Origin of the sequence: Pontibacillus litoralis JSM 072002 (assembly GCF_000775615.1) — a bacterium.
GTDB lineage: Bacteria > Bacillota > Bacilli > Bacillales > BH030062 > Pontibacillus > Pontibacillus litoralis.
This window is the reverse complement of the sequence record NZ_AVPG01000008.1, coordinates 49,479-63,651: the sequence shown is the minus strand read 5'-3', so window position 1 is coordinate 63,651 and position 14,173 is coordinate 49,479. Positions and strand designations below refer to the sequence as shown.

8 protein-coding genes are annotated in these 14,173 nt (G+C 38.0%); 6 read left to right on the top strand and 2 right to left on the bottom strand.

Going from position 1 to position 14,173, the window contains the following annotated elements; genetic code table 11:
• Positions 1-35 precede the first annotated feature (35 nt).
• From N784_RS15945 to N784_RS07120, 3 genes are all read left to right on the top strand, one after another.
• Positions 36-3,911 (top strand): peptidoglycan-binding protein, encoded by a 3,876-nt coding sequence (locus N784_RS15945; protein WP_052127182.1) that lies wholly within the window; start codon positions 36-38, stop codon positions 3,909-3,911.
• A 147-nt stretch (positions 3,912-4,058) separates the two neighbouring features.
• On the top strand, positions 4,059-7,229 hold the full coding sequence (locus tag N784_RS07125) for a peptidoglycan-binding protein (protein WP_052127181.1): 3,171 nt from the start codon (positions 4,059-4,061) through the stop codon (positions 7,227-7,229).
• A 174-nt stretch (positions 7,230-7,403) separates the two neighbouring features.
• Positions 7,404-8,672 carry a peptidoglycan-binding protein gene (locus N784_RS07120; protein WP_036833694.1) on the top strand — a complete coding sequence of 423 codons (1,269 nt, stop codon included), beginning with the start codon at positions 7,404-7,406 and terminating at the stop codon, positions 8,670-8,672.
• Positions 8,673-8,698: 26 nt separating this feature from the next.
• Here N784_RS07120 and N784_RS07115 read toward each other — a convergent pair whose 3' ends face one another.
• A complete protein-coding gene (locus N784_RS07115; protein ID WP_036833693.1) occupies positions 8,699-9,721 on the bottom strand; it encodes an LCP family protein in 1,023 nt (340 codons plus the stop codon).
• Positions 9,722-9,937: 216 nt separating this feature from the next.
• On the opposite strand from N784_RS07115, the gene N784_RS07110 reads away from it, so the two are divergent.
• The 3 genes from N784_RS07110 to N784_RS07100 all read left to right on the top strand — a co-directional run bounded on the left by N784_RS07110 (position 9,938) and on the right by N784_RS07100 (position 12,096).
• Positions 9,938-10,462 (top strand): acyl-CoA thioesterase, encoded by a 525-nt coding sequence (locus N784_RS07110; protein ID WP_036833692.1) that lies wholly within the window; start codon positions 9,938-9,940, stop codon positions 10,460-10,462.
• A gap of 112 nt (positions 10,463-10,574) precedes the next feature.
• Positions 10,575-11,426, top strand: coding sequence for a GNAT family N-acetyltransferase (locus tag N784_RS07105; RefSeq protein WP_052127180.1), 852 nt, complete (start codon positions 10,575-10,577; stop codon positions 11,424-11,426).
• A gap of 19 nt (positions 11,427-11,445) precedes the next feature.
• Positions 11,446-12,096, top strand: coding sequence for a hypothetical protein (locus N784_RS07100; protein ID WP_036833689.1), 651 nt, complete (start codon positions 11,446-11,448; stop codon positions 12,094-12,096).
• 80 nt (positions 12,097-12,176) lie between these two features.
• Here the strand turns inward: N784_RS07100 and recQ are convergent, their stop codons facing one another.
• Positions 12,177-13,964: a DNA helicase RecQ gene (recQ, locus tag N784_RS07095; protein WP_036833686.1), complete on the bottom strand. Its 1,788-nt coding sequence runs from the start codon at positions 13,962-13,964 to the stop codon at positions 12,177-12,179.
• Positions 13,965-14,173 lie beyond the last annotated feature (209 nt).

The following is a 14,173-nucleotide window of genomic DNA, read 5'->3' as shown; positions in this document are numbered from 1 at the left end:
GAAGAGACAATGCATAATAAGGAGGTGAAAATAGAGTGAGAATAAAAAAGGGCCTCATTGTGCTTTCTTTCATTTTTCCTCTATTCTTCTACTTAAATTTATCTTTTGTTCAAGCGACAGAAAACGAAATGGAACCTTCTTCTGCAATTAGTAAGGAAGGTGAAGAAGAAGTTCCAGATGAATCTACTACTTCTGAAGATGATAGTACAAGCGGTGAACAGTCTAACGAGGTACATAATGAAGAGGAGTTAGATGACGCTACAGAACAATCAACTGAAGAAACAGCCGTAGAAGAAGAAGTGGAAGATGAGGTAACAAACGAAGATACTTTAAATTCTTCTGAAGAAACATCAACGGAAACGAATGATGTTGAAGAACAGGTTGATTCACCTCAGCCAGAACAACAAACGATTGAAGAAGACAATAACGAATCAGTTCAAACAGAGGAACGTGTAACAACTAAATCAACTACCGTTAAGGAAGTAACTGGACCGCCATATGAGTATGGAGATCGCGCACCACAGATTTCAACTTTTAAAGAAAAGTTAAATGCCATTGGTTTTGGGAATATTACAGTTACAGATTACTTCGGCTCTTATACGAAGACGAAGGTTAAAGGTTTTCAAAATTATTACGGGTTGCCTGTGACAGGGATTGTTGATCAAGTAACTTTAGATAAGATTGATGAAGTATATGTCAGCCCACTTCAATATGGAAAGCGCCACGATGATACGATTCTATTAAAAGAAATGATGAATAGTATTGGGTATGGCAACATCACGGTCACGACATACTTCGGTTCTTATACAGAGAAACGTTTAAAGAAATTCCAATCGGATTATGGGCTTGTTGTTAATGGTATAGCTGATTCTGTTACGTGGAATACGTTAACTTCAGTCTATGAAGCAGGTTACCAACAAGGTGATAGAGCCGACGGGATTGTAGAGATGAAGGAGAAGATGCACCGTTTAGGTTTTGGTGGAATGAGCATTACCTCCTATTTTGGGAGTTACACCAAACAAAGGGTAAAAGATTTCCAAGGGTATTATGGCCTTGAAGTGACAGGTATTGCAGATCGAAAAACATTGGACAAAATGGATGACGTGTTAGCGAGTCCGTTGCAAGAAGGAAAGCGTCATGAAGATACAGTTCAGCTTAAGGAGAATTTGAACCGTTTAGGCTTTGGAAGTATTAAAGTGACAAACTTTTTCGGCAGTTATACAGACAAGAAGTTACGACATTTTCAAGACTATTATGGATTAGTAGCCAATGGTATAGGTGATGAACCTACATTAGCGAAGCTAGCGGAGATTGTGAATACTCCATTCCAAAATGGCCAGCGTCATGAAGATATAGTTACTATGAAGAAGCAGTTAAATCGACTAGGCTTCGGAACTATTAAAGTTAGCTCTTATTATGGAAATTATACCGAGCGGGTAGTTCGCAAATTCCAAGAGTACTACGGTTTAGTAGCGAATGGTATAGCTGATCCAGTTACCTTAGAGCGTTTAAATAAGGAATTTGATAAAGGTTTCCAATATGGGGCACGTCATGAAGGAATATCAGAGCTGAAAGTAAAGTTAAACAGCTTAGGTTTTGGTCATATTCAGGTAACGGATTATTATGGTTCTTATACGGAAAAGAAAGTGAAGGACTTTCAACAATATTATGGCCTTAACGTAACTGGTAAAGCAGATATGCAAACCCAAGATAAAATCGATACAGTACTTGTGAGCGATTATCAAGAAGGTAAACGTCATGATGGCATTATACCGATGAAGAAGCAGTTAAATTGGTTAGGATATGGATACATTTCAGAAACGAATTACTTTGGTTCGTATACTGAGAAGAAAGTGCGACATTTTCAAGCCGACCATAACTTACCTGTTAGCGGTATAGCAGAAGAGAATACTCGAAAGAAAATAGCTGATCAATTTAATGCGATGCTGCAAGTTGGTTCACGTCATGACAGTGTTATTAAGTTAAAGCAAGACTTGATTAAGGTCGGATTTGGTGGCATGAAAGTAACCAATTACTATGGTAACTACACTAAACAACGAGTAGAGGATTTTCAACAATATTACGGCCTTAAGGTTACTGGTCAAGGAGACTATGAAACTGTGAAAATGCTAGATGATATTCTAGCAAGCCCGTTCCAATACGGAAAAAATAGCAGTGATACAATTGGCTTAAAGAAGAAGTTAAATCAAATTGGTTTCGGTCAAATTCAAGTAACAGATTATTATGGTGCTTATACTAAGAAAAAAGTAAAGGGACTACAATCTTATTATGGCCTTCAAGTGAATGGAATAGTAGATCCACCTACGATGTCTAAGATTGATAAGGTGTACAATAGTCCATTTCAAGAAGGAAAGCGCCATGAAGATACGATTCAACTGAAAGAGAACTTAAATCGATTAGGCTTTGGAGCGATTCAAGTAACGACATACTTCGGTTCCTATACTGATAAGAAACTAAGAGAATTCCAATCTTATTATGGTTTAAGGGTAAATGGAATTGCGGATGAGCGTACGTGGGCGAAGATGGATGAAATATTAGCTAGTCCATTTCAATACGGAAAGAGTCACCCAGATACAAAACAGTTAAAACGATATTTAAACCGTTTAGGGTATGATGGAATCCAAGTCACGACATTTTTCGGCTCATTTACGGAAAAACGTCTGAAAGAATTCCAGCGAGATTATGATCTTCCTGTTAGTGGAATTGCAGATGAAAAGACATGGGCTGCTTTAGAAGAAGCGGCTGAGTCGAAGGAAACGATTACGTATACGTATTATGATCAAACACTGGATCAAGCGATTAATGCTCAAATGTCTAGATCTCCACAAACGGATAAATATCGTAATGAACCAGGTTATGTGAGCGCTGATTACGTAAGTATCACAGAAACAGGTGTTATTACAGAGAACGGTGTTCGTTTGCGTACCAAGCCTAATTTTGATGGAGATATAGCTGCTACCGTGTACAGCGGTACAAGAGTTACCATTTTAAATACTGTTACAGGTGCAGAATATAATGGTAGTACGAAATGGTATGAGATTACATACAATGGAGATACATTATATGTGCATTCATCATTAGCTGACCCTAATGGAATGGTGGCAACAACAACAGCTTCTATCAATGTACGAGCTGATGCAAGTACATCCAGTCATATTTATGGTACGCTCCCGAAAGGTTATCAAGTAACGATTATAGATAAGGGAGCGAATTGGCACCAAATTAGCTATACAACTTGGCGTAATGCTACAAGTTCGGATGTGAAATATTACATGGACCCTGCTAACAATGATCAATTCCAGCATTTATTGTTAACGGAAAGCGTCGGTGTTTCAGCTGATGAGTTAAACAATGTGCTAGAAAGTAAAGGTGTATTAGATGGTATGGGACAAGCCTTTATTGATGGAGGAAAGAAATATTCCGTAAATGAAGCATATTTAATTTCCCATGCTTTGTTAGAAACAGGTCATGGTACATCTTCTTTAGCTAATGGTTCCATCGAAGTCGGACTTAATCAAAATGGTCAAGCCGTAATTGTAAATAGTAGTAATCGAGATAATTTAACAAACATTAAGAAGACATACAACATGTTTGGCATTAAAGCCTATGATTCTTGCCCTTTAACGTGTGGAGCTACCCATGCCTATGAACAAGGATGGACAACACCTTATAAAGCGATTGTAGGTGGAGCAGAATTTATAGGAAGAGATTATATTCATAATGAATATGAACAGAATACACTTTATAAAATGCGTTGGAATATTAATTCACCATGGAAGCAATATGCAACCGATATTGGTTGGGCTGCTAAGCAAGTTTATGGTATTAAGAATATTTATAGCCAATTAAACAATCCAACATTACATTTTGATATACCTAAATTTAAATGATTGATATAAAAGCCTAGACTCTATTAACAAAGTCTAGGCTTCTTTTTTTAGTAGAATAAAATAATTGGTATTAAATTGTTAATAATATAGATCATATTGTCGATATAAAGGGAGATTGATACATATATAACAAGGAGGTGAAATAGAGTGAAAATAAGGAAGCGTCTAATTGTGTTTTCTTTTGTTTTTTCTCTATTATTCTATTTTAACGTACCTAGCATGGGGGCAGCAGAGGTAGAGGAATTAAAGCGTAGTAGTCAAGTAGAGAATGAGAAGAAAGAAGAAGTAAACCAAGATATATCGTTGCAAGAGGAGGCCATTGAGGAGAATACTCAGGACTCTTCGTCAACTGCTGAAGACACAACAGAAGAACAAGTTGAAATGAAAGATGAAGAAGTAACCCCATCTACCAACAACGAAGGTGTTTCTAATGGACAATCAGAGAAGGTTTCGGAAGAGGAAACCACTGAAGCAGATGTACCTAAAGAGGAACAGCCGAAAAAAGAACAGGAAACAGGCGTAGACCAATTGCCTAAAGGTGAAAAGCCTGCTAAAGACACATCTGAAATAGAACAAAGAGAAAAACAGCCACAGAAGCAACAACCTTTACAAATTGAAGGTGAATCAGAGGGTCAGTCTCCAACAGAAGAACAGCTTGTACAGGAAGATCAGCCTAGAGCGAAGAAGAACGAAGATAGTGCTGTTAAGGAGGTAAAGACATCTCCACCATATCAGAAAGGGGACCACTCTAAAGAGATTGCGAAGTTTAAGAAAAAACTAAATGCAATTGGTTTTGGCCAGATTCGAGTGACGGAGTATTTTGGTTCGTACACAGAGAATAGAGTAAAGAAATTTCAGAAGTATTATAGCATACCTGTTAGTGGAGTAGTAGATCAGCAAACATTGAATAAGATTGAACGTGTATATAGCAGCCCTTTTCAAAAAGGCAAGCAACATAAACAAACTCGCAATATTAAAAAGAAATTAAATCGATTAAGCTATGGCTCTATTTATGTAACAAACTATTATGGAGGCTATACAGATAAAGTTGTTCGTCAATTCCAAAGGAAGAACAACTTAGTAGTAAATGGAGTGGTGGATTCAGTTACGAAGGAAAAGCTAGATAAAGAGTTTCGTGCAACATTTCAAATGGGTGGTCGTCATGAAGGTATACCTAAAATGAAGCGGAATTTGAAGAGACTAGGCTTCGGAGGAATGAGAATAACGAACTATTATGGTTCTTATACAGCTAAGAAAGTGAAAGACTTTCAACGCTATTATGGGTTAAACGTTACTGGAAAAGCAACTATGGCAACTCAAGACAAAATGTATGAAGTGCTTACAAGCAATATTCAAGAAGGAAAACGTCATAAAATTATTCCTACCATGAAGAAGAAAATGAATTGGTTAGGTTATAGCTACATTTCAGAAACGAACTACTTTGGTTCTTATACAAATAAGATGTTAAAGAAGTTCCAACGTGATCATCAATTGCCTGTGAGTGGTATTGCTGAAGAGAATACTTTAAACAAATTAGACAAAGTATTTAATAACACTTTCCAGCCCGGTTCTCGCCACGATAGTGTAGTTACGCTGAAGAAAGAATTGCGTAAAGTTGGTTTTGGTGGAATGCGAGTAACAAGCTATTATGGTAACTATACGAAGAAGCGTGTGAAAGATTTCCAAAGGTATTATGGATTAAACGTTACAGGCGAGGCTAACTATTCCACGTTAAGCAAGCTAGACAATATATTAAATAATCCATTCCAGAAAGGGAAACGAAGTAAGAAGACCGTTTCACTTAAGAAAAAGTTAAACCGTATTGGGTTTGGCTATATACAAGAAACATCGTATTACGGTTCTTACTCTGAAAAGCGGGTGAAAGAACTACAGTCTTATTATGGTCTTTATGTTAATGGTATTGTAGATGAACCAACACTTAACCAAATAAATAAAGTGGCTAACAGTCCATTCCAAAAGGGGAAGAGGCATAAGAACACTGTTACGTTAAAGAAATATTTGAATAACTTAGGCTATGGTAATATTCGAGTTACATCATACTTTGGATCCTACACAGAGAAGCAATTAAAACGATTCCAAAGAGATTATAAATTACCAGTCAATGGTATTGCCGATCAGAAAACTTGGTCTATTTTGCAACGTGAAGCGGCAAAAGTAAAAGAAAAAGTAACGTACACGCGCTATAACAAGACATTAAATCAAGCAGTAAATGATCAAATGGAACGCTCTCCTCAAACAGACAAATACCGTAATGCGCCTGCTTATGTGTACGCAAAGTATGTAAACATTACAGAATCAGGTGTCATTACCGAAAATGGTGTTCGTTTACGTACGAAGCCAAATTGGAATGGTAAGGTTAACGCTACGGTCTACAGTGGTACAAAGGTTACTATTTTGGACACGGTTAACGGAGCAGAATATGCAGGGAGTAAGAAATGGTACAAAATAAAATATAAAGGTGATACTTTATACGTTCATTATTCCTTAGCAAATCCAAAAGGTAGAGTTGCTACAACAACAGTAAACCTTAATGTAAGAGCAGAAGCTAGTTCTTCCAGTCATATTTATGGAACCGTTCCAAAAGGGACTTCATTGAATGTTACAGATAAGGGGAAGTATTGGCATCAAATTAGTTATTCTACTTGGCGTAATGCTAAACGCTCTGATGTGAAATACTATATGAATCCTGACAACAATGACAAATTTCAACACTTATTGTTAACAGAAAGTGTCGGGGTATCAGCAAGAGAATTAAATAAAGTGTTAGATGGAAAAGGTGTATTAGAAGGTAAGGGGCAAGCATTTATTGATGCAGGAAAGAAGCACTCTGTCAATGAAGCATATTTAATTTCCCATGCGATTTTAGAAACAGGTCATGGCGCGTCTTCGTTAGCTAATGGCTCTACCAAGGTTGGTTTGAATAATCATGGTAAACCAGAAGTTGTGAATTCTCATAATCGTGATGAATTAACGAACATTAAACCAGTTTATAATATGTTCGGAATTCAAGCCTATGATTCTTGTCCTCTGACATGTGGTGCTAAACATGCATATAACCAAGGATGGACAACACCTGATAAAGCAATTGTTGGTGGAGCAAAGTTTATTGGTGAAGATTATATCCATAATGCATACGAACAAAATACGATATACAAAATGAGATGGAATATTAATACTCCATGGAAACAATACGCAACAGATATTGGTTGGGCAGCAAAGCAAGTGTACGGAATTAAAAATATTTACAGTAAACTGAATAACCCAATGATGCATTACAATATACCTAAGTTTATATAAGAAGAAAGCAGTCTAGTTCACAACTAGGCTGCTTTTTTTCTGTGTTTCAAAATGATAAAAGTTATAAAGTAGTCCTTTTGTACCTATAATTATTGTGTAGCTTGTAAAAATTCCTTATAATAGATTTATTGTGAGTTTTTTTGATTACTTATTTGTGGTATAGGGGGCTATGTAATGGGGTTAAGTTCATCTTCGACATTAACTAGTAATGTCGAAGTAGCAAATCAAAAATTAAAGTGGATCGGCTATGAAGATAAACAGGAGAGGTCTTTATTCGGTTTTTTATCGGCTGAGGTTATTCAGCAATTTCAAAGGGATTACCAATTAGAAGAAAGCGGAGATTTGGATGAGCAGACGAATGAGAAGATAGATGAAGTATTTACTTCCATCTATCGTGTCGGAGGTGAGCATCATAAGGTGATCGATTTGAAACGATATTTAAATCATATCGGCTTTAAGGAGATACATACATCACCGAAATATGATGTCTATACAGAGAGTCTAATTGAGCAGTGTCAGGAAGCATATGGGTTACCTGTAACAGGGTGTGCCGACATGGAGACATTGAATAAGATTGAGGAAGTTGTGTTTTGTCCCATCCAATTAAATAAACGACATAGTGAAGTGGGAAGTATGAAACAAAAGCTAAATAAGTTGGGGTATGGTCGTATTAAAGTAACGGATAAGTTTGGTCCTTTTTCTGTAAAGAAGCTGAAGAAATTCCAGCATGATTACGGTATTCCTGTTAATGGGATTGGGGATGAACTAACGTTAAAGACGTTAAATCACGCACTTAAGTTTCGTCAAAAAGTAACCTTCGTGAATTATGCGTTAACGCTAGTAGAAGCAGTGCAAATCCAACAACAGTCCTCGTCAATAAAAAAAGTAATTGAGAAGTCGAATGAAGATGAGCGTTTAATCTTGAAGGATATCAATGCTGTTCACCATAATATAGAACATTACTTAAACCCTTCTTATCACTTAAATGATGAGATGGGGAAATTTCAATTTCTAGATTTGACACGCCCGAATACGACTACAATAGAGGAACTAGACAATTTTTTAGCTGATAAAGGTGTATTTTCTAATGCCGGCCGAGTGTTCATTGACGTAGCAAACCAATTTGGTATTAATGAAGTGTATTTAATGCAGCATACGTTAGCGGTGACTAATAATGGGGAAGATGTTGATTGCGACAGATTAGTTACGTTCGTCATTCAACGTGCTGAGCATTTGAAACAACATGAATTAAATGACCATAGGCATACGTTATACAATGCATTATGGAACCCTGCTGCAATGGCGAAGGAGAAGCAGGTGATAAACGATTTTTCTGTGGACATGGAAGAGAATTTAGTGAAGCTACAAACCATGTATCACATCTATCGTCAATTTAATTCTTATACATTATATTTAGAAGTCCCAGTGTATCAGCAATCCTAATATATTATAGTAGAACCACACCCTTATTATGGATGTGGTTCTGTTTCATCTGGAAGCAATTTTAATTCTTGTTTCAACTGTGTTGATACGTCGTTTAAGCTTTCTTGTAAAGGAGTAAAGTAGTAAACGCCATTTTTTGAATTTGTTCCTTCAATTTCAAGTGTTTTAATAGTGGATGGGTCCATGGATTTATATTTTCTTTGTAATGCGTATATTTCAGAAGGAGTCAAGCTTGTATCAACGCTTGCATGAACAATGTCAGAAATTTTGTTTAGTTTAAAGATTGTACGAGCAGATACGGATTGGTCAATCGCTGCTTTGATGAATTGTCTTTGTCGTTCCTCTCGTGAATAAACCGTATTCGCTGGGTGTTTGCGCATTCTGACGAAGGCCAATGCTTCTTCCCCATTCATTTTCATTGGACCCTTTTCAAATGTAACAAGATTATTGTCATCGAATATGTTTTTTTCTGTGAATGCTTCTTTCACATCAACGGTTACACCACCTAGCGCATCAACGATATCAACAAATCCTTGAAAATCGACAGAAACATATTCATCGATTGGTACGTTTAGCAGCTCTTCTACCTTTTCAACCGTTAATTTCGTCGAACCGTAACCTGAGATGGATCCGTATGCATAAGAAGAATTAATTTTATGAGTGCCTGCATATGCCCCAGCTTCTTCTGCTGTATAGTTCATCATCGTGTCACGAGGTACTGTGGTCATCGTCATTTTCGCAGTTTCGGGATTTAGTGTCACAACAATTTGCGTGTCCGCTCGTCCATTTTGGCCATCTGTCTCGTAATCTTCAATGCCCATTAATAAAATGGAAACAGGGTCATTACCAATTTTTACGGCTTCCTCGCGTAGCTCTGATTTATTGCCTGGTCGGTTGATTTCCTGATGAGATCCCTTAACGGCATCATACGCTTGATATATAATGTAGCTTCCGGTGCCAATGGTGATGAAGATGAATAATAGAAAGATAAGCAGTAATCTTCTTCTTCTTTTCTTTTTCCTTTTCTGTGCATATCTTAATGTAGCCAATCATGATACCTCGCTTTATTACACTTAAATTTCTGTGAATTCTCTTGTTTTTATTATAGGTGTGATGTGGGGTATGAACAAGGATGGATTCATTGCACTACCAAGAAGAGGAATAAATCTTCGGGATGAAAACGCTTAAATAATTCTGTGTGACGTATAGTCTCCCTAGATAAGTTATAATAATACGTGAGTCGATGGAATGGAAGGGTGTAATAAATGGAAAAGAAACCTTGTAAAGAGTCACTAGTTGTAAAGAATTCCTACGTATTACCAACGAATACGAACAATCATGGTACTTTATTTGGTGGGCAGTTAATGGCATACATTGACGATGTTGCTGCTATTGCCGCTATACGTCATGCTCGTTCTCCGGTTGTAACGGCTTCGACAGATTCTGTTGATTTTCTCAACCCTGTAAACAGTGGGGATGCCATTTGTTTAGAAGCATTTGTAACTTGGACAAACAATACGTCTATGGAAGTATTCGTGAAAGCGATTAAAGAGGACCTTTTATCAGGGACGCGCAAAGTATGTGCAACAGCGTTTCTGACGATGGTTGCTGTTGGAGAAGATAAACGACCTCATCCAGTACCAGAGGTGTATCCTGAGTCGGAAGCAGAACATTGGTTACATGAAGGGGCAGAAGAAAGAGCGAAGCAACGTAGAGAACGGCGTGGAGTATCGAAAGAATTTGCCAAACGGTTTGGGACTAGCTTTCCTTGGAATCGTGATGATCAATAATGATATGGCCTGTTACTTGAAGAAGTGACAGGCTTTTTGTATGTCAAGGAGGAAAGTGTAAAGTGTGTGTTGAATCTAATTTTGTATTCAAATGTGTAAGGATGTGAAGATCATGATTATGACGTGCACCAGTGCTGAAGAGTTAGAAAGGTGTGTGCAAGGCTTTTTACTTGAGAAGGAAGCTGTACATAATCTTCCTCTCGGTATAATGAATCGTTTAAAGAATGAAGAACAAGTAGTTAATCAACAGGAGGAGCCTTTTTTCGGATATATCCATGAACATGGTCAAATTCGCGCTGTCATCATGAGGACGCCTCCGCATATGTGGATTGTCGCTACCAATGAGCCGTTACCTCCTCATAACGTTGAAGAGATGGTTTGTTTTTGGCGAGATCATCATTATGACGTTCCTGGATTGATAGGAACCCCTGATACGATCTATGCACTTGCTAACGCTTGGAATCGTGTAACAGGACATGCGTATAGCATTCAAATGAATCAAAAAGTGTACCAATTAGATGAAGTTATACTTCCCTCTAAACGGGATGGACAATTAGTAAAAGCTGCAGAAGAGGACCAGTTGATAGCTAAGCGCTGGATATACTTATTTGGGCAAGAAGCGGGAATCGATACATCAGAAGAAGACGCTGAAAAATCAAGTGTTCGACATATTAAAAATGGAGCGTTACATTTGTGGATTGTAGATGGTGAGCCTGTTTCGATGGCAATTCAAGCTCGATCTACATTAAATGGAGTAACGATTAATGGGGTGTATACACCAGATGCACATAAACGAAAGGGATATGCAACTTCAGCTGTAGCTGCTTTGTCTCAGCAATTGTTAGATAGAGGATTTCAGTTTTGTAGTTTATATACCGACGCATCCAATGCTACATCCAACAGCATTTATCAAAAAATAGGCTATTATGAAGTAGGAGATTCGTTAGTAATTCAATTTCCATAATGGATGGGAGGAGATTCATGTGACTAAGGAAGAGCAATATGTTTGGTACGCTAGCTTTGGTTCCAATTTATTTTATGATCGGTTTCGCTGTTACATTACAGGCGGTGTGCCAGAAGGGTCGAACCGTTGCGAGGTTGGTAGTCGTGATCCATCATTACCAATCGACGACAAAGCTGTATCGCTACCTTTTGAGTTATATTTCGCTGGGTACTCGGACCGCTGGGATGGAGGTGCAGCATTTATCGATACGGTGCAAGACTTGGCTAACAAGAGCTGGGCAAGGATGTATTTAATAACAGTAGAACAGTTTGAAGACGTGGTGCGACAAGAGAATGGGATGGACGACCTTCAAGTGGACATTCATTCTATTATAGAGAAGGGCAATATGGTGTTACGCCAGTCGCCTTACGGAAATTTAATACACGCAGGGTATGAAGATGGAAGGCCAATCTTTACTTTTACGAGTCCGTATTCCATGACAGAGAGAGAAATAACAAAGCCATCAGAACGTTATTTAGCTATGCTTATACGAGGATATTGGCAAGTACATACACAGAATGCGCTTGAAATTACGAATTATTTAATGAATAAGCGAGGAATGAGAGAGTTTTACTCGTATGATGACGTGTTAGCGTTAGTGAATGAACAAAAAGAGCTAGCTCAACCATAATAGGAGGCTAGCTCGTTCGATTCTAGAAGGAGCGGGTGATTTGTGCGCGAAATTCCATATTATCTGCTCGTATTTTCGTTTTAAACGGTTTGTGCGCTGTATGATTGGAGAACTTCAAGAAATGCTTCGCCGTATTGTTCGTATTTTTTCTCGCCTATTCCTTTCACCGTTAGCATGTCCTTTTTCGATGCTGGTTTGTGAATGGCTAGCTGTTTCAGCGTTGCGTCGGAGAATACGATATATGGCGGGATAGCATTTTGTTCGGCTATCGACTTTCTTAATGTGCGCAATTGTTCAAATAACCATTCATCGTATTGATCTGCATAAGTAGCCGCAGCGGTGGCTTCGATAAGCATGGAAACTTGTTGTTCACCTTTTAAGATAGGTAGCGATTCGGATGTTAGACGTAATAAGGGGAATTTACCGTCATCGACAGCTAAATATCCTTCTGCTGTTAGGAACTGTATCATTTGCGTGATTTCTTTCTCTGTCCATTTAGAAAGCAGTCCATAAGTCGTCAGTTTGTGAAAATGTCCATCTAGTACTTTTTGGTTTTTAGAGCCTTTTAATACTTTGGCTACTAATCCGGTTCCGAAGCGTTCTCCCATTCGTTTAACGCAGGATAGAATCATTTGTGCTTCTTTCGTAATGTCCAATAGTTCGCCTTGATGTAGACAATTGCTACAAATCTCGCATGCAGGGCGGTCAAATGGATCATGGAAGTACGTTAACATGTATTGTTGTAAGCACCGATCTGTATGGCAATAGTTCACCATTTGCTGCAATTTTTGATACTCAATTACCTTCTTCTCCTCATCCATGAGCGACTGCTCTATTAGGAATTTCTGCAACTGAATATCTTTTGCGGAAAAGAGTAAGATGCAATCGCTAGGTTCCCCATCGCGACCGGCTCTTCCTGCTTCTTGATAATAAGATTCAATATTCATTGGTAAGGAATGATGGATGACATATCGAACGTTGGATTTGTCTATGCCCATTCCAAAGGCATTCGTTGCTACCATAATTGTTGTTTCATCTTGGATAAAGGCATTTTGCGCTTCTTTACGATCATCTTCTGGTAATCCTGCATGGTATTTACCGACTAAATAGCCCTCTTTTGTAAGCCATTGGTGGATTCGGTCGACATCTCTTCTTGTTGATGCGTAAATGATGCCTGACTCATTGGGGCGGGACTTGATGTAATCGTTGATGAATGCTCGCTTCTCTTTTCCTTTGACGATGCGAAAGTGTAAGTTATCTCGAGCGAAGCCGGTGTTAACAACGTTACTTTGTTCAATAGAAAGAAGCCGCTGTATATCAGCTGTCACATCCTCAGTAGCTGTTGCAGTTAGAGCAATAACACTAGGAAGCGAGCCGATACGTTTAAGTTGTTGCACAACCGATCGATAGCTTGGGCGGAAATCGTGTCCCCATTGGGAAATACAATGTGCTTCATCAAATGCGATTAATGAAAGCTTGGATGTGCGTAACACTTCTATAAAGGAATCAGAGTCAAAGCGTTCTGGAGCAACGTATACAAAAGAGTATGACCCTTTAGCGATAGAGCGTAAGCGATGTTGCTGTGCTTCATGTGAAATCGAGCTATTAATATAGGTAGCTGAGATTCCTAATGAGGTTAGTGAATCGACTTGATCTTTCATTAATGATATTAAGGGAGAAATGATGATAGCAGTTCCGTCTAGAACGAGCCCCGGTATTTGATAACAGAGTGATTTACCGCCTCCAGTAGGCATAATACCTAATGCATTCTTCCTTTGTAATACATGTTCGATGATTTGTTTTTGACCGGAGCGAAATGATGAAAATCCGAAATATTGTTCTAATATTTGTTGCGCTAGTTTCAGCATACAAACCCATCCTTTTATAACCATTCTCTACGTGATATCTTGTAACATCGTATCATGTTCTCAAGAAATAAGAATAGATTGTTTCCTCTTTTTTTGTAAAATATAAAAAGGAGACCGTTTGGATAAGGTAATGGAAGAGGTGTGGACTTTTGTTAAGGATATACTAAAATCAGTTCTAAATTATTTACATATCATCCTTATCCATTTAG